The sequence below is a fragment of the Streptomyces acidicola genome, assembly GCF_009377235.1.
Classification (GTDB): Bacteria; Actinomycetota; Actinomycetes; order Streptomycetales; family Streptomycetaceae; genus Streptomyces; species Streptomyces acidicola.
Genome location: NZ_VMNX01000026.1, coordinates 13,552 through 29,775, shown reverse-complemented (window position 1 = coordinate 29,775; position 16,224 = coordinate 13,552). Strand labels below are relative to the sequence as shown.

Sequence of the window (16,224 nt, the reverse complement as noted above, 5' to 3'; positions counted from 1 at the left end):
TCAGCGGTTGTAGGCCGGCATCGGGCCTCTCAGCCGCGCGCCGACCTCGTCGCAGGCGGCCGTCACATCGGCCGGCAGGGGGCCGGCCTGGGCGGCGGCGACGTTGGCGAGGAGGTGTTCGGTCCGGGAGCCGCCGAGGAGCAGCGCGTCCGTGGAGGGGCGGTCGAGGAGCCAGCGCAGGGCGAGCTCGGTGAGCGGGATGCCGGCCCCCTCGGCGATCTCGGTGAGCTGCGCGACGGCGGTGAAGAGGCGCTCGTCCCAGTACCGTTCCCGGTACATCCCGGCGAGCCGGGAGTCGCCGAAGCGGCCCGCCCCGGGCGCGCTGTCGAACTGGTGACGCCCCGTCAGCAGGCCGCCACCGAGCGGGTTGTAGACCATGGTGGCGAGGCCGGTGACGGCCGCGTACTCCACGTACTCCTCCTCGATGCGGCGCGCGAGGAGGTTGTGCAGCTGCTGGGCGACGACGGGGCGCGGGGCGCCGACCTCGTCGGCGGTGCGCACCAGCAGGGAGATCTGCCAGGCCGCGTAGTTGGAGACGCCGAGCGCGCGGATCTTGCCCTCGGCGGCGAACTCGGCGACGGTGGCGAGGGTGTCGGAGATCGGGGTCCTGCGGTCCGGCTGGTGGAGGTAGAAGAGGTCGACGTGGTCGGTGCCGAGGCGCTTGAGGCTGCCTTCCAGGGCGGCACGCAGTCCGGCGGGCGACAGCGGGGCGTGGTCGCCCTGGTCGGGGTGCGGGATGCCCGCCTTGGTGGCGAGGACGATCCGGTCGCGGCGGCCCGGCAGCAGCTCGCCGAGGAGGCGCTCGCTCTCGCCGCCCGCGTAGCCGTTGGCGGTGTCGACGCCGTTGATGCCCGCGTCGAGGGCCGCGTCCAGCATGGCGGCGGCGCCCGCGCGGTCGACCGTGTCGCCGAAGGTCATGGTGCCGAGGACCAGGCGGGAGAGCGGGACGGGTCGGTCCGGCAGAGAGATGGCGATGGGGACGCCGGTGGTCACGTGCGGTTTCCTTCCAGTACGCGGCGCGGTTTCACGCCGTGGATCGCGGTCGGGTCGAGAGCGGCGCGCCGCAGGGCCCGGGTGTAGGGGTCGGTGGGCGAGGCGAGGACGTCCGCGGTGGGGCCGGTCTCGACGACGCGGCCGGAGCGCATCACCACCACGTCGGTGCTGATCTCGCGCACGACGCCCAGGTTGTGCGCGATGACGAGGTAGGCGATGCCGGTCTCCTCCTGCAGTTCCTGCAGCAGACCGAGGACCTGGGCCTGTACGGAGACGTCGAGCGCGGAGGTCGCCTCGTCGCACACGAGCAGGTCGGGGCGGGAGGCCAGGGCGCGGGCGATGCCGATGCGCTGGCGCTGTCCGCCGGAGAAGTCGGCGGGCCGGCGGTCGAGCGCGGACTTCGGCAGGCCGACCTGGTCGAGCAGCTCGGCGGCGCGCCGGGCCCGTTCGGTCCGGTCGGACACGCCCGCCAGGCGCAGCGGCTCGGCGACGATCTGCTGGGCGGTGAGGTGCGGGTCGAGGGAGCCGTACGGGTCCTGGAACACCATCTGGACGCGTCGGCGCAGCGGGCGCAGCCGCCGTTCGGGCAGGGTCGCGATGTCCGTGCCGTCGAGCACGATGCGGCCGGCCGTCGGCTTCAGCAGCCGGACCAGCGCCCGTGCGAGCGTCGACTTGCCGCAGCCGGACTCGCCGACGACGGCGAGGGAACCGCCGCGCGCCAGCCGGAACCCGACCTGGTCCACGGCGCGGAAGGGGCCTTGCCGGGTCGGATACTCGATGACGAGATCCTCCACGGCGAGCAGGGTGTCGGTCATGAGGCTGCTCCCTCCACGAGGGGTTCGTCCTCGTCCCAGGCGCCCAGGCGGGGCACGGCGGCGAGGAGGTCGCGGGTATAGGGGGCGGCGGGCCGTGCCACGATCTGCTCGGCCGGGCCGGACTCGACGAAGCGACCGTCCTTCATGACGTGGATGCGGTCGGAGACGAGCCGGGCCACGCCCAGGTCGTGGGTGATCATCAGCATGCCGATGCCGGTGCGCTCCTGCAGTTCCATCAGCAGGTCGAGGACCCCTGCCTGCACGGTGGCGTCCAGCGCGGACGTCGGCTCGTCGGCGACCAGCAGGTCGGGCTCCCCGGCCAGTGCGATCGCGATGAGGATGCGCTGGAGCATGCCGCCGGAGAACTGGTGCGGGTACGCCTTCCAGCGGGTCTCCGGCTTGGTGATGTGCACCCGGCCGAGCAGTTCAGTGCCCTTGTCGCGGACCTGGGCGCGGGTGAGCTCGGGGTGGCGCAGCCGGATCGCGTCGCCGAGCTGGCGGCCGACGGTGTGCACCGGGCTGAGCGCCGTCATCGGGTCCTGCGGGATCAGCGACACCGTGCGCCCGCGTACGGCACGGGCGGCGTCCGGGTCGGCGAGGACGTCCCGCCCTGCGATCCGCACGCTGCCCGACAGTACAGCGAGCCCTTCGGGCAGCAGCCGCAGGACACCCATCGCGGTGGTGGACTTCCCCGACCCCGACTCTCCGATGAGGGTGACGGTCTCACCGTGGCCGACGGTGAAGCTCACGCCGTCGACGGCTCGGACGACCCCGTTCGCGGTGACGAGCTCGATCTGAAGGTCGGTGACGTCCAGCAGCGGCTGGTCGTCGTGCCGAACGGTCGTTGTCTGTGTCATGCTCCGGCTCCCTTCCTCCGTCGTGTGCGGTCGCGCAGCCCGTCGCCCAGCAGGTTCACCCCGACGACCAGCAGTGCGATCACCAGTCCTGGCAGTGTGACGAGCCACCACGAGGTGGTGATGTACGCCTGGCCGTCGGAGATGATCCGCCCCCAGGTCGCGAAGGGCCGCTGCGGTCCCGCGCCGAGGAAACTGAGCGCGCTCTCCAGCAGCACGGCCTGCGCCAGCAGGAGCAGTACGACGAGGCTGGCGGGCCGCACGACGTTGGGGATGACGTGGCGCAGCAGTACCTGCCAGGCGCGCAGGCCGAGGACGCGGGCGGCGGCGACGTACGGTTTCTCCCGCTCGACCAGGACGAGCGACCGGGTCAGACGGGCGACCTCCGGCCACTGGGCCACGGCGATCACACACGTGATGACGGTGACGGACGGCCCGAACAGCGCGACGACCAGGAGCAGCATCATCAGCAGCGGCAGTGCGAGCTGGGCCTCCAGGAAGCGGGAGACGAGCGCGTCGACCCAGCCGCCGAAGAACCCGGCCGCCGCCCCGGCCGCGATGCCGATGAGCCCGGAGACGAGCACGGCGAGCACGCCGACCGTCAGGGACACCTGGCCACCGTGCAGGATGCGGGACAGCAGGTCGCGGCCGAGCTGGTCCGTGCCGAACAGATGGCCCTCGCTCAGCGGAGGCAGCCGGCGCCGGGACAGGTCCTGGGCGTTGGCGCCCGGCAGGGGCAGCACGTTCGCCAGCGCCACGGGCACCACGACGAGTGCGGTGCAGACCGCTCCGGCCCACAGCTTCACATGAGCGCTGCGCCGGGTGCGCGTGGCGGTGGCGCGGGCGAGGTCGCGTGCGGTGACGGCGCTCGGCCGTTCGGTTCCTATGGCCGTACTGCTCATGGCTCAGGCCGCCTTTCCGAGGCGTACCCGCGGGTCGAGCAGCGGGTAGGCGAGGTCGACGAGGAGTTGGACGAGGATCGCGAGGGTGGCCGTGACCAGCACGGTCGCCTGGATCAGCGGGTAGTCGCGGGTCTCCAGGGCGCGCACCACGAGGGAGCCGACGCCGGGCCAGCCGAAGACGACCTCGACGACCACGACACCGTTGAGGAGCGCCGCGAAGCGCGTACCGAGCGCGGTGAGCAGGGGCACCCCGGAGTTCCCGAGGGCGTAGCGCCAGGTCAGTGCGCGCTCGGAAACTCCGCGCGAGCGGGCGACGGTGACGTACGGGGAGGTCAGTGCGGAGACCATCTCGCGCCGCACCAGCCGTGAGACCAGGGCGAGCTGGAGCACGGCGACGGTGATGGTGGGCAGGACGAGTCCGCTCCAGGTGGTGAAGCCGGAGGCGGGCAGCACCGGGAACAGTACGGCGAACACCGTCAGCAGCATCACTCCGGTCCAGAAGTCCGGCATCGACTGCCCCGCGATCGTCATCACGTTGGCGCCCAGCTCCCGCTTCGTGTCGGCGCGGCGCGCCATCCACACACCCAGCGGGACGGCGACAAGGGTCGTGACCGCGAGGGCCGCGACGGCGAGGGTGACCGTGTAGGGCATGCGGTCCATGACCACGTCGAAGGCGGGGGCGTGGAAGGAGTAGCTCGTACCCAGGTTCCCGGTGAACAGGTCGCGCAGGAAGATCCCGTACTGGGTGAACAGCGGGTCGTCCAGGCCGAACTCCGCCCGGATACGGGCCAGATCGGCGCTCGACGCGAAGGGGGGCGCGTACGCGGCGGCCGGGTCGCCGGGGGCGAGCCGCACCAGCAGGAACACGGTGGTCAGGGTGAGGAAGACGGTCAGCAGGCTCTGGCCGAGGCGTCTGGCGAGGTAGATCGGCACGGGTCAGCCCTCCAGCCGTACGGCGGACAGGTCGTACGAGTTGAGCGTCAGCAGGCTCAGGTCGCGCACGCGGTCGCGGCGTGCGAGGAGGGTCTTCGGCGCGAACGCCCACAGGCAGGGCCAGGTGTCCCAGATGGCCTGCTGCACGGCGGCAAGCTTCTTGTTCCGCTCCGGGGCGTCGACCTCGGTGGCCGCGTCGGAGAGCTGCTGCTCGATGCGCGGGACGACGTAGCCCATGTAGGTGTCGCGAGTGCGTTCCTTCTCGGCCGTGCCGGCGTACATGCCCTGGAGGGTGGTGAGGGCCTGGCCGGTGGGGCTGCCGAAGCCGTTGCCGATGACGTCCCAGTCGCCGGCGCGTCCCTGACGCCACTTCAGGATGTCGCCGCCCGGCTGGAACTGCTGGAGCCGGGCACGGACGCCGATGTCCTGGAACATATTGACCACGGCCTCCATAACGGAGGTGTCGGCGGCGAACTCACCCGATTCCCAGATGATTGTGATCCGTATGTCGTCCGCGCCCAGCGACTTCAGCAAGGACTTCGCCTTCGCGGGGTCGTAGGCGTACGAGCCGGTACGGGCCGCGCCTACGAGGGCGAGGGGGACCACGCCGTCGACCTGTTCGACGGAGTCGGTGAGGACGTCGCGGATGAGGGACTCGCCGTCGATGGCGTATGTCAGGGCGCGGCGGACGCGGGGGTCGGCGAGCGGATGCCCCTTGGGTTTGCGGAAGTTGAAGAAGAGCTGGCAGATGCGGACGCCGGAGGTCTCCTGGACGGTGACGCCGGGCAGGCCGGTGAGCTGTTCGGCCGAGTCGGGCGTGAGGGTGTCGACGACGTCCAGCTCGCCGCTGCGCAGGGCGATGACCCGGCTGGCCTCCTCGGGTACGAAGCGGACGCGGACGGTGTCGATGTGCGGCCGGGGTCCCCAGTACTTGGTGTTGCGAGCGAGGGTGTACTCGCCCGCGCCGCTGTTGGCCTTCACCACCCGGTACGGGCCGGAGCCGAGGCCGCTCTGGAGTTCCTCGGGGCGGTTGGCGGCGGCCGGGGTGATGTGGATGTTGGCCATCAGGCGGTCGAGGATGGGCACAGGGCGTTCGGTGCGCAGCCGGAAGGTGCGCTCGCCGGTCGGCTCGACGGTGGGCAGTTCAGGGAACAGCCCGAGGAGGAAGGAGCCGTTGACCTTGGCGTACATGCGCAGGGCTGTCGCGACGTCCTCGACGGTGACGGGGCTGCCGTCGGAGTAGCGGACGCCCTCGCGCAGACGGACCGTCCACGCGGTGGGCTCCGTCATCTCGAAGCGGTCGGCGAGGACGTGCTGGACCTTCATGCGGGGGCCGATGCGGGTGAGGGCCTGGCGGACGGCGCGCTGCACGGTGACGGCCGCGTCGAACTGGTTGAGCTTGTTGTCCAGGCTCACCAGTGAGCGGTTCAGGCCGAGGGTGAGGGTGCCGGGGCCGGGGGCTCCGGTGGGTCCGGCGCACGCGGTGAGGGGGCCTAGGGCGAGCCCGGTTCCGCCGAGGGCGCCCCAGCGCAACAGGGTGCGGCGGCTCGGCGGCTCGTGCTCGGGGGGTGCGCTCTGGGGAGATGGGGTCATCGTCGACCTTCTTGCTTTCCGTGGGCGACCGGCTCCGGCTGTTCCCACCCGGCCCGGCACGTGGTGTGCCGGGCCGGCCGGGCTGCTCCGGTCCGGCGGGCGACCAACAGGTGTCGCGCCGGAAAAGGTGGCACGGCTGCGCGAAGTGCGCAAGGGGTCTCGCGCGAATCACGCAACTCATGTCATCATCGGTGCCCGAGAGGCCGTCCCGGTCGTCCGAGGAGGTTCCCGTGTCCCTTCATCGTGTGCTCGCGCTCGCCGACGATCTGTCGGGTGCCGCGGAGACCGCGATGGCGCTGCGTCTGCCGAGCCGGATCGTGCTGGGGGCGCCCGCCGGTGGCCCCCGTGCCGAGGACGGGTCCGCCGTACTCCCCACCGCGGGTGAGTGCGTCGTGCTCGACCTCGACAGCCGGCAGCTGCCCGCCGACCGTGCCGCGCGCTCGGTGCAGGCCGCCGTCGCCGCGGGCGCCTCCCCTGACGGAGTGCTGTTCAAGAAGGTGGACTCGCTGCTGCGCGGCAATCTCGCCGCCGAGACCGCCGCGTACGCGGCCGGGGCCCGGGGTGTGGTGATCGCGCCCGCGCTGCCGGTCGCGGGCCGTACCGTGCGCGCGGGGGTCGTGCACCTGCGGGGAGTCCCGCTGCACACCACGGACGCCTGGCGGGCCGAGGGCCGTCCCCCGCCCCGGTCCGTCTCCCACGCGCTGGACGGCGTACCGACGGCACTCGTCCCGCTGTCCGTCGTACGCGGTGGTGCGCTCGCCGATCATCTGCGTGCGTGTTTCGCGCAGGGACAGCACCCGGTGTGCGACGCGGAGACGGACGAGGACCTGAACCTGATCGCCGGGGCGGCCCACGAACTCGGGCCGGACGTAAGAATGTTGGGCACAGGCGGGCTCGCCGCCGCGCTGGGCCGACAGCTCGCGCCGACCGCGGAGACAACGACGCCCCACCCCAACGGCACAGCGGAGCGGCCGCTTTTGGTCGTGGTCGGTACCGCCGAGCCCACCGCCGCCGAGCAGATCGCACGGCTCACCGCCGTGGGTGCCCGGCACGTGCCCCTCTCCCCCGGCGAGCTCACGGGCTCCCCGACCCGCCGTCCGGACATCACACCGAATGGCATCACCGTCGTCAGCCTCACCGGACCCGTTTCCCCCGCCTCCTCCCGCGAGCTCGTCACCGCGCTCGCCTCGGCCGTCGCCGGCGTGGCGGGCGACAGCGACCTCGTTCTCACCGGGGGCGAGACCGCCCGCCGCGTCCTGGACGCCCTGCGCATCACACAGCTGCGACCCGTCGCCCAGATCCACCACGGCGCCGTCCACTCCCACGCCCCGGACGGCCGTTCCGTCGTCACCCGCCCCGGCAGCTTCGGCGAGGCCGACTCGCTGTCACGCATCGCTCGGGCCCTGCGCCCCGAACCCCCGCACCCCGCCCCCGTGCACCTCGTACCATCCAGCCTTCAAGGAGAAGCCCCGTGAACGCAGCTCCCACCGCCGCCACCACCGACCGGACCGGCGCCACCCCACGTGCGCTCCCGGTCATCGCGGTGACCATGGGCGACGGCGCCGGTATCGGACCGGAGGTCGTGGTCCCGGCGCTGCTGCACCCCAACACGCTCCGCGACTGCCGTCCGGTGGTCGTCGGCGACGCCGAACGGCTGCGCCAGGCCGCCCGCCTCGTCGGCGTCGACTGCACGATCGTGCCCGTGGAGAGCCCGGCACAGGCCGAGTTCACACCGGGCCGCGTCAATGTCATCGACCTCGCCCTGCTCCCGGCCGACCTGCCGTGGGGAAAGCTGTCCCCGAAGGCCGGCGACGCCGCGTACCACTATGTGCGAGTCGCCGCCGAGTTGGCGATGCGCGGTGACGTGCAGGGCATCTGCACGGCGCCCCTCAACAAGGAGGCGCTGCACGCGGCGGGCCACCTCTACCCCGGGCACACCGAACTCCTCGCCCACCTCACCGGCGTGGAGGAGGTGTCGATGATGCTGTCCACCCCGAAGGTGAAGGTCATCCACGTCACCACCCACATCGGTCTGATCGACGCCGTCAACCGCATCGAGCCCGGACTCGTCGAGCGCACGGTGCGGCGGGGCCACGAGGCGATGGTGCGCGCAGGAGTTCCGCAGCCCCGGATCGGTGTCTGCGGTATCAACCCGCACGCGGGCGAGAACGGGCTGTTCGGGTACGGCGAGGAGGACGAGAAGATCGTCCCGGCGCTGGAGGTACTGCGCGCCGACGGCATCGACGCCCGGGGGCCGCTCCCGGCCGACACCGCGTTCTTCCTCGCCTCCCGCGGGGACTACGACCTGATCGTGGCGATGTACCACGACCAGGGCCACGGTCCGGTCAAGGTGCTCGGCATCGAGGCCGGGGTCAACCTGACGGTCGGACTGCCCGTGATCCGGACGTCCGTTGACCACGGCACGGCGTTCGACATCGCGGGGACGGGGCGTGCCGACGCCGGTAGCATGGTCGAGGCCCTGCGCCAGGCCGCCGAGATGTCGACCGCTCCGGCTGCCCGCTGACCACCCGGTCGTCCACTCAATCCGTGGCACCACGAGGCACCAGAGGACGTAAGGACTGATGTCTGCGATCGGATCGAAGGCGCGGCGCGACCAGATCGTCCACCTCGCCACCACCACCGGTCTGGCGAGCGTCGACGAGCTCTCGCAGCTGTTCGGGGTGACGGCCTCCACCATCCGCCGTGACCTGGCGAAACTCACCACCGACGGGCGGCTCGCCCGGACCTACGGAGGTGCGATGGCGCTGTCCGCCCACCCCGAGGCGTCGCTGCGGCAGCGGACCGGTGAGGCGTTCGAGGCGAAGCAGGCCATCGCACGGTGGGCCGCCGAGCAGGTGCGGCCCGGTGAGACGCTGCTGCTGGACGCGGGCTCGACGGTCGGTGCGCTCGCGCACGAGTTGCGCACCGCGGAGGACGTCACGGTGGCGACGACCGGGCTGACCGCGCTGCAGGCGCTCGCCGATGTGGAGACCGTCCACGTCGAGTGCCTTGGCGGTACACTCCGCCCACTCAGCCAGGGCTTCGTGGGTCCGCTGACGGAGGCGGCCCTGGAGCGGATGACGTTCGACCGGGTGTTCCTCGGCACGGACGGCATCTCACCCGAACTCGGCATCTGCGAGGCGGATCTGCGGCAGACACGCCTCAAGGAGCTGATGGCCGCGCGTGCCGACCATGTGTATGTCCTCGCGCATTCGGCGAAGTTGGGGCGCCGGCCCTTCCACACCTGGACGCCGTTGGGCGAGGGCTGGACCCTGGTGACCGACGTGGACGCCGAACCGGGCGTTCTGGAGGCGTTGCGTGCCCGGGGTGTGATCACGGTCGTGACCGAACCGCAGTGGCACTCCGTCACTCCGGTGTGACCGACCACTCCGGTGTGACCGACCCGCCCTCGCCGGGCACGGCGCACACGGCGCGACGGCGTCAGGGCCTGTGTGGGGTTGTGATCTGGATCAGGGAGCGGGGCGTGGTGCGTGCGATCGCAAGGCGCCGGAGCGCCCTCGATGGGGGTGCCCCCGCGTGAGCGAAGCCGAGCGTGGGGGAGGAGCCACGTGGGCGTTTCGGCAACGCGGCTGGGGGTCCCCCCACGCCCTTTGGCAGTGGGGGAGTGTGTGCCACGCCCCGCGAGCCCAGATCACAACCTCACACAGGCCCTATGTCACCGTCACCGGATGCCGCACCACCGCGTCGAACAGATAGCCCTGTGTGTTGGGCGCCGCGGTGACCGGCTGGGTGCGGCCCGCCGTGTCGGTGGCGCGGGCCAGCAGGTGCGTCGCGCCGGGCGTTTCGGGCGTCCACGGGAGGGACCAGCGCGTCCAGGTGCCGGCACGCGGCCGGTCGTGGAGGCGGGCGGGCCGCCAGCTCGCCCCGTCGTCGGTGCTGACGTCGACGCGCGCGACGGCTCCCGTGCCCGACCAGGACCGGCCGTGCAGCACCTGCCCGTCGCCCACCGTGAACCGCGCGCCGCTCGCCAGCTCGAAGGCGCTCTTGGGGGTCTGCCGGGTGAGCGGTGCGCTGCCCTCCTCCGGGTACGCGGAGCCGAACAGCCGGTAGAACGTGGTGTTCCACGGCGAGTACAGCGGCTGGGCGGACACCTCGATGTCGCCGACCCACTTGATCGACGCGATCCCCACCCACGACGGCACCAGCACCCGCACCGGATACCCGTGGTCGTACGGCAGCGGCTCGCCGTTCATCTCGTACGCGAGCAGCACGTCGTCCAACGCCTTGGCCAGCGGCAGCGGCCGCCGCACCCGGCCGAGGTTCTCGCCCTCGCTGACGAACTCGGCGTCCAGGCCGCGCGGCTGCACGTCCACGGCGTGCGGGGACAGCCCGGCCTTGCGCAGCACGTCGGCCAGGCGCACCCCGCGCCAGCGGGCCACGCCGACCGCCCCCAGCGTCCAGGCGGTGCCGGTGACCGCCTCGCCCTGCTGCGTCGTGTAGAAGCTGCGTCCGTTTCCGGCGCACTCGACGAACACGGTACGGGTGACGGAGGGCAGGGCTCGCAGGTCGTCGTACCCGAACTCGACCGGTGTGTCCTCGCCGGGCGCGCCGCGCAGTCCGTCACCCCAGAGCCTCAGCCGCCAGTCGTCGGCGTCCAGGACGGGCGTCGCCGTGTGGTTGCGGACGAAGAACAGCTCGTTGGGAGTGCGGTGGCCGGTTCCGCGCAGCGCCTCCCAGCGGGTCTCGGCGTTGGTGCCGCGCCGAATGAACCACTCGGGAGGCAACGGCTTGACGATCGGTGAGTCGGCGGCGCCGGCCGCAGGTGTCGTACAGAGCGTGGTGGCGGTGGCAGCGGTCGCGGCGAGCAGGGTGAGCAACCCGCGGCGCGTGACCCCGTCCGCTCTGGCCTCCCCGGCGAGCCACTGACGCAGCCTGCGGCGGTCGTAGACGGTTTCGTGGTGGGCGGCGGAGCCGGCAGCAGACATGGCAGGTCCTCCTCGCCTACAGCCTAGGGATACCTGGCTGTGGAAGGGGGCATCCCTGGCCGTCTGCCCGCGACGCGACCAACAGGACCCGGGCGGGGAGGCGGACCGGAGGCCGTGGGGCGGGGCGCATCACTGCCCCACGCCGCTTCAGGCGGGCAGCCGCGGCACGCTGTCGATCAGGCGGCGCGTGTAAGGGTGCGCGGGGTCGCCCAGCACCCGGGCGGTGTCGCCCTGTTCGACGACGACACCGCGTTCGAGGACGGCGGTCCGTTCGCACAGGGAGGCGACGACCGACAGGTCGTGGGAGACCATGACGAGGGTGAGGCCGCGCTCCTGCTTCAGCTCGGCCAGCAGGTCGACCACCTTGATCCGGGTGGTGACGTCGAGCGCGCTGACGGGCTCGTCGGCGAGCAGCACCCTCGGGTGGCACACGGTGGCGCGGGCGATCGCGATGCGCTGGCGCTGACCGCCGGAGAACTCGTGCGGATAGCGTTCGGCGGCATCGGCCGGCAACCCGACCCGCTCGAGCGCCTCGGCCACCTTGGGCGCCGCTGTACGCCGTGTGTCGAGACCGAGCGAGCGAAGCGGCTCGGCGACGATGCCGCCCACGCGCCGGCGCGGGTCGAGCGAGGAGTACGGGTCCTGGAAGACACACTGCACGCTGCGCCGGAAGCGACGCATCTGCTCGCGGTCCCGCAGGCTCAGCGCGTCACCGTCGAAGCGCACGGTGCCGGAGGTGGGCCGGGCCAGGCCGAGCAGCAGCCGCAGCAGCGTCGTCTTGCCCGCGCCCGACTCGCCGACGAGGGCGAGGCTCCGGCCGGACTCGACGGCGAGCGAGACGTCCTGGACGACCGGGGCGCCACTCCCCCGGTACCGCAGCGAGGTGTCGCTCAGCTCCAGCACGGGCGTCTGCACTTCGGGCGTCACCGCGGGCTCCTCAGGTCCTGCTACGGATGTCATCGGGCGCGCCTCGCGTCCAGGGCGGACTCCAGCCGCCGGGCGCTTCCCACCAGTGCTCTGGTGTACTCCTCGCGCGGTCGCCGCACGATCTCGCGGACGTCGCCCTCCTCGACCGCCCGGCCGTCCTTCATGACCAGGACGCGGTCGGTGACCCGGGCGACGACCGCGAGGTCATGGCTGACGAAGAGGACGGCCATGTCCCGTTCGCGTACGAGCGTGTCGATCAGGTCGAGCATCTCCGCCTGCACGGACACGTCGAGCGCGGTGGTCGGCTCGTCGGCGATGAGCAGCTTCGGCTCGCAGGCCAGCGCCATGGCGAGCGCGACGCGCTGGCGCTGACCGCCGGAGATCTCGTGCGGGTAGGCGCGGGCGATGCGGTCGGGCTCGGGCAGCCGTACCTGCTCCAGTGCCCGGGTGACCGCCCGCTGGAGCTCGGTGCCCTTCAGGCCCTGCCGCCGGGCGAGGGGTTCCGCGATCTGCCGGCCCACGCGCATCAGCGGGTCGAGCGCGGTCAGCGGCTCCTGGAAGACGATGGCGGCATCCCGGCCACGCACCCGCGTGAGGTGTTTCTCGCGGGCGCCCACGATCTGGGTGCCCGCGAGTCCGATGCTGCCGGTGACGGTCATGCCGTCGGGGAGCAGTCCGAGCACGGCGAGGGTGGTCAGCGACTTGCCGGAGCCCGACTCGCCGATCAGTCCGAGCCGTTCGCCGCCCGCGACGGTCAGCGAGAGGTCGTCGACGAGGGTGTGCCCGTCCGCCGTGCGGATGGTCAGGCCGTGTATGTCGAGGAGGGTCATGACCGCCTCCGCCTGGTCGCCGGGTCGAGGGTGTCGCGCAGGCCGTCGGCGACGAGGTTCACGCCGATCACGAGCAGGACGAGCAGCACGCCGGGGGCGAGTGCGCCCGCGGGAGCCGTGGTGAAGGTGGCCTGGGCCTCCTGGAGCATGCGGCCCCACGAGGCGTTGGGCGGCGGTGCGCCCAGACCCAGATAGGACAGACCCGCCTCGGCGAGCACCGCGAGCCCGAACTGGAGCGCGAGGTTCACCACGAGGGTGGGCCAGATGTTGGGCAGGACGTGACCGGCCACGATCCACGGCCAGGAGGTGCCCGACGTACGGGCGGCCGTGATGTAGTCCTGCGCCAGCACACGCTTGACGAGGATGCGGACGACCCGTGCCACCACGGCGCTCTGGGCGAGGCCGATGGCGAGCACCGCGGATCCCAGGGTGGCCGAGCGTGCGGCGACGATCAGCATCGCGAGCAGCAGCGTCGGAAAGGCGATCAGGATGTCGAGGAACGCGGAGAGCGTGTCGTCGAGCCAGCCCTGTGCGAACGCGGCGAGCACGCCCAGCGTGACCCCGGCGACGGCCGCGATGAGTACCGACCCCAGGCCGGCCTCGACGGCGATCCGGGAGCCGGTCATCAGCTGTGTGAACAGGTCGCGGCCCAGCTTGTCCGTGCCGAGGAGATGGCCCGCGCCGGGCCCGGTGAGCCGACCGCCGGAGGTGTCGTCGGAGGCGTACGGGGTCCAGACGAGCGAGACCAGCGCCAACAGGAAGATCAGGCCCGACAGGACGCACCCGGTGATCAGCGTGGCCGACCGTCGGCCCCGCCGCTTGGCGGGCGCTGCCTGCGGTGCTTCGGACGAGGTCCTAAGGGTCTGCGTCATGGGGCGCCTCCCGAGAGCCTGCCGCGCAGCCGCGGGTCGATGATCCGCTGCACCAGGTCGGCGGCGAAGCCGATCAGCAGGACGGCGAGCGTGGACACGAACAACACGCCCTGGATGACGGGGTAGTCGTGCTGGGCGATGCCGGTCGCGAGCATCGAGCCGAGACCCGGCAGCGCGTACACCGACTCCACGACGACGGCACCGAGCAGCGTCGAGGCGAGCTCGATACCGAGGACGGACACCACCGGCACGGAGGCGTTGCGCAGTCCGTGCCGCCACATGGCCCGCCCGAACGACGAGCCCAGGGCCCGCGCCGTGCGCAGATAGTCGCTGCCCAGGACGTCGAGCGTCGCGGACCGGACGTACCGGATCAGCGATGCGCTCATGACCAGCGCGATCGTCACGACCGGCAGGACCAGGGAGCGGACGGCCTCACCCGGCTGGTCCCATCCGTCCGGCGGGAAACCGCCGGCAGGGAGCCAGCCCGCGTTCAGTGCGAACACGGCGACGAGGATCATCCCCAGCCAGAACACCGGTACGGCGATGCCCAGCTGGGACGCCCCGCTGAGCAGCGCGCCGTACCAGGTGTGCCGCTTGTACGCGGCGACGAACCCGGCTGGCACGGCGATGAGGACCGCCAGCAGGAACGCGGCGAGCGTGAGGGGGACCGTCACGTTCAGCCGCGAGCCGACCTCGGGCCCGACCGGCAGCGAGCTGACGAACGAGGTGCCGAGGTCGCCGGTCGCCAACTGGCCGATCCAGTGCGTGAACTGCTCGGGCAGCGGCCTGTCGGAGCCGATGGAGTGCCGTGCCGCCGCGATCTGCTCGGGACTCGCGCCCACCGAGGTGAGCGCGTTGGCGGGGTCGCCGGGCAGCATGCGCAGCAGCACGAACAGCACCACGCTCGCGAGCACCAGCGACACCAGCAGGAAGGCGAAGCGGCGCAGGAGGTAGGGCGCCATCAGCCCTCCTTCTTGATGTCGTAGGCGAAGAACTGCGAGTTCAGGCCGTTGAGCGGGTAGCCGGACAGCTTGCTGTTCGCGACGACGATCTGCGGGTACAGGTACAGCCAGTCACTGGCCGCGTCCTCCGCCGTCTTCCGGTTGACCTTCTTCAGCAGTTCGGTCTGCTCGGCCGTGCTGGATGCCTGCTCGGCCTGCTCGACCCACTTCGTGACCTGCTTGTTGTCGTAGCCCCAGTAGAAGTCGGGGTTGCCGTACCAGACCAGGTCGCGGTCGTTGACGTGCTCCTGGAGCGTGGCCGTGAAGTCGCGGTTCTTGTAGACCTTCGTGTACCACTCGTCCGCCGTGATCGTGTTGATCTTGACGGTGATGCCGACCTTCGCGAGCTGCGACTTGATGAAGGTCGCCGCGGTCGGGTGCGGGTCGTAGTTCGGGGTGTCGAGGGTGAAGGTGAAGCCGTCCTCGTAACCGGCCTCCTTCAGCAGCTTCTTGGCGCGCGCGACGTCGTACGCGTTGACGCCCGTGAGGTCCTCGTACCAGGGGTCGGTGGGCGGCACCATGGAGCCGATGAGCTTGCCGTAGCCGCCCCAGACGGACTCGAGGAGCTTCTTGTCGTCGATGGCGGAGGACACGGCCTGGCGGACCTTGACGTCCGTGAAGGGCTTGGCCCTGTCGTTGAAGGCGAGCAGCAGCTTGGTCGTCGAGTTGCCGTCGTTGACCTTGTAGTTCTGGTTGTTCTTGAACTGGTCGAGGGCGTCGGGCGACTGCTCGCTGGTGACGACGTCGACGGCGTTGGTCAGCAGCGCGTTGTTCAGCGCCGTGGCGTCCTTGTAGTAGTGGAAGACGACCTGCTTGTTGGCCGCCGCGTCGCCCCAGTAACCGGAGAACCGGTCGAGGCTGAGGGCGGAGCCGCGGGTCCACTTGTTCAGTTCGTACGGGCCGGTGCCGTCCTCGGTCGTCTTCAGGTTCTTCGCCTCGGAGTTGATGATCCAGACGTAGGAGAGGTTGTAGACGAACGAGATCGACTTCTGCGACAGCGTGACCTTCACGGTCCTGGCGTCGGGGGTGGCGATGTCCTTGACGACCTCGAGGTTGCTCTTACGCGCGGACTGCGAGTCCTCGGCCAGCACCTTCTCCAGGCTGTACTTGACGTCCTCGCTGGTCAGCGTCTTACCGCTGTGGAACTTCACGCCGTCGCGCAGGGTGAAGGTGTACGTGAGGCCGTCGCCGCTGACCTTGTAGTCCTGGGCGAGCAGCTTCTCGATCTTGCCGTCGTCCGTGAGCCTGAACAGCCCTTCGTAGACATTGCCGTTGAGGGCCTCGGTGACGCCCTGGCCGCCCCCCGCGGTGTTGTCGAGGTTCTGGGGCTCGTAGAGCGAGCCGATGTTGACCGTGGCGTCCTTGTCGTACGAGCCCCCGGAGGCGCCGGTGCCGCCCGAGCCCCCGCCGCAGGCGGTGAGGGTCACGGCCAGGACGGCCGTCGTGGCGGTACCGAACAGGGAAGTCTTCTTGATGCTCATGGGGATACACGCTTTCGTGCTGCCGTGCCGGAAGGCTGCGGGAGGCCCAGGGGGAGGTGAAGAGCGGGGGGTGAGCG

15 protein-coding genes are annotated in these 16,224 nt (G+C 71.5%); 3 read left to right on the top strand and 12 right to left on the bottom strand.

Translation table 11 applies throughout. The features are described 5' to 3' along the window. From FPZ41_RS10465 to FPZ41_RS10440, 6 genes are read right to left on the bottom strand one after another with little or no spacing between them, the layout of a single operon-like run. On the bottom strand, positions 1-993 hold the full coding sequence (locus FPZ41_RS10465) for an aldo/keto reductase (RefSeq protein WP_322620059.1): 993 nt from the start codon (positions 991-993) through the stop codon (positions 1-3). Further along, on the bottom strand, positions 990-1,808 hold the full coding sequence (locus tag FPZ41_RS10460) for an ATP-binding cassette domain-containing protein (RefSeq protein WP_152861324.1): 819 nt from the start codon (positions 1,806-1,808) through the stop codon (positions 990-992). The genes FPZ41_RS10465 and FPZ41_RS10460 overlap by 4 nt, the downstream gene beginning before the upstream one ends. After that, positions 1,805-2,665, bottom strand: a complete 861-nt coding sequence (locus FPZ41_RS10455) for an ABC transporter ATP-binding protein (RefSeq protein ID WP_152861322.1) — start codon at positions 2,663-2,665, stop codon at positions 1,805-1,807. The genes FPZ41_RS10460 and FPZ41_RS10455 overlap by 4 nt, the downstream gene beginning before the upstream one ends. After that, positions 2,662-3,564 (bottom strand): ABC transporter permease, encoded by a 903-nt coding sequence (locus tag FPZ41_RS10450; protein WP_152861320.1) that lies wholly within the window; start codon positions 3,562-3,564, stop codon positions 2,662-2,664. The genes FPZ41_RS10455 and FPZ41_RS10450 overlap by 4 nt, the downstream gene beginning before the upstream one ends. A gap of 3 nt (positions 3,565-3,567) precedes the next feature. Further along, the gene (locus FPZ41_RS10445; RefSeq protein WP_322620058.1) at positions 3,568-4,497 is read right to left on the bottom strand and encodes an ABC transporter permease; all 930 of its coding nucleotides are present in this window, start codon (positions 4,495-4,497) and stop codon (positions 3,568-3,570) included. A gap of 3 nt (positions 4,498-4,500) precedes the next feature. Continuing rightward, complete coding sequence (locus FPZ41_RS10440) at positions 4,501-6,090, bottom strand: ABC transporter substrate-binding protein (protein ID WP_152861318.1); 1,590 nt, start codon at positions 6,088-6,090, stop codon at positions 4,501-4,503. A 230-nt stretch (positions 6,091-6,320) separates the two neighbouring features. On the opposite strand from FPZ41_RS10440, the gene FPZ41_RS10435 reads away from it, so the two are divergent. From FPZ41_RS10435 to FPZ41_RS10425, 3 genes are read left to right on the top strand one after another with little or no spacing between them, the layout of a single operon-like run. After that, positions 6,321-7,565, top strand: coding sequence for a four-carbon acid sugar kinase family protein (locus FPZ41_RS10435; protein ID WP_322620057.1), 1,245 nt, complete (start codon positions 6,321-6,323; stop codon positions 7,563-7,565). Next, positions 7,562-8,614, top strand: coding sequence for a 4-hydroxythreonine-4-phosphate dehydrogenase PdxA (pdxA, locus tag FPZ41_RS10430; protein ID WP_322620056.1), 1,053 nt, complete (start codon positions 7,562-7,564; stop codon positions 8,612-8,614). Before FPZ41_RS10435 ends, pdxA begins: the two co-directional genes overlap by 4 nt. Before the next feature lie 58 nt (positions 8,615-8,672). Next, complete coding sequence (locus FPZ41_RS10425; protein ID WP_152861314.1) at positions 8,673-9,470, top strand: DeoR/GlpR family DNA-binding transcription regulator; 798 nt, start codon at positions 8,673-8,675, stop codon at positions 9,468-9,470. Between the two features lie 291 nt (positions 9,471-9,761). Here the strand turns inward: FPZ41_RS10425 and FPZ41_RS10420 are convergent, their stop codons facing one another. The 6 genes from FPZ41_RS10420 to FPZ41_RS10395 form a co-directional block, all read right to left on the bottom strand. Next, positions 9,762-11,036 (bottom strand): sulfite oxidase, encoded by a 1,275-nt coding sequence (locus tag FPZ41_RS10420; protein ID WP_152861312.1) that lies wholly within the window; start codon positions 11,034-11,036, stop codon positions 9,762-9,764. A 147-nt stretch (positions 11,037-11,183) separates the two neighbouring features. Next, positions 11,184-11,951, bottom strand: a complete 768-nt coding sequence (locus tag FPZ41_RS10415) for an ABC transporter ATP-binding protein (RefSeq protein ID WP_407698769.1) — start codon at positions 11,949-11,951, stop codon at positions 11,184-11,186. 41 nt (positions 11,952-11,992) lie between these two features. Beyond that, on the bottom strand, positions 11,993-12,793 hold the full coding sequence (locus FPZ41_RS10410; RefSeq protein ID WP_152861308.1) for an ATP-binding cassette domain-containing protein: 801 nt from the start codon (positions 12,791-12,793) through the stop codon (positions 11,993-11,995). Next, the gene (locus tag FPZ41_RS10405; protein WP_152861306.1) at positions 12,790-13,665 is read right to left on the bottom strand and encodes an ABC transporter permease; all 876 of its coding nucleotides are present in this window, start codon (positions 13,663-13,665) and stop codon (positions 12,790-12,792) included. Before FPZ41_RS10405 ends, FPZ41_RS10410 begins: the two co-directional genes overlap by 4 nt. After that, positions 13,662-14,627, bottom strand: a complete 966-nt coding sequence (locus FPZ41_RS10400; protein ID WP_152861304.1) for an ABC transporter permease — start codon at positions 14,625-14,627, stop codon at positions 13,662-13,664. The genes FPZ41_RS10405 and FPZ41_RS10400 overlap by 4 nt, the downstream gene beginning before the upstream one ends. Continuing rightward, positions 14,627-16,147, bottom strand: a complete 1,521-nt coding sequence (locus FPZ41_RS10395) for an ABC transporter substrate-binding protein (protein ID WP_152861302.1) — start codon at positions 16,145-16,147, stop codon at positions 14,627-14,629. The genes FPZ41_RS10400 and FPZ41_RS10395 overlap by 1 nt, the downstream gene beginning before the upstream one ends. Positions 16,148-16,224: the final 77 nt, after the last annotated feature.

Coding starts and splice junctions, on each gene's coding strand:
- FPZ41_RS10460 (WP_152861324.1), bottom strand. CDS start 1,808: ATGACCGACACCCTGCTCGCCGTGGAGGATCTCGTCATCGAGTATCCG.
- FPZ41_RS10455 (WP_152861322.1), bottom strand. CDS start 2,665: ATGACACAGACAACGACCGTTCGGCACGACGACCAGCCGCTGCTGGAC.
- FPZ41_RS10450 (WP_152861320.1), bottom strand. CDS start 3,564: ATGAGCAGTACGGCCATAGGAACCGAACGGCCGAGCGCCGTCACCGCA.
- FPZ41_RS10440 (WP_152861318.1), bottom strand. CDS start 6,090: ATGACCCCATCTCCCCAGAGCGCACCCCCCGAGCACGAGCCGCCGAGC.
- FPZ41_RS10425 (WP_152861314.1), top strand. CDS start 8,673: ATGTCTGCGATCGGATCGAAGGCGCGGCGCGACCAGATCGTCCACCTC.
- FPZ41_RS10420 (WP_152861312.1), bottom strand. CDS start 11,036: ATGTCTGCTGCCGGCTCCGCCGCCCACCACGAAACCGTCTACGACCGC.
- FPZ41_RS10410 (WP_152861308.1), bottom strand. CDS start 12,793: ATGACCCTCCTCGACATACACGGCCTGACCATCCGCACGGCGGACGGG.
- FPZ41_RS10405 (WP_152861306.1), bottom strand. CDS start 13,665: ATGACGCAGACCCTTAGGACCTCGTCCGAAGCACCGCAGGCAGCGCCC.
- FPZ41_RS10400 (WP_152861304.1), bottom strand. CDS start 14,627: ATGGCGCCCTACCTCCTGCGCCGCTTCGCCTTCCTGCTGGTGTCGCTG.
- FPZ41_RS10395 (WP_152861302.1), bottom strand. CDS start 16,147: ATGAGCATCAAGAAGACTTCCCTGTTCGGTACCGCCACGACGGCCGTC.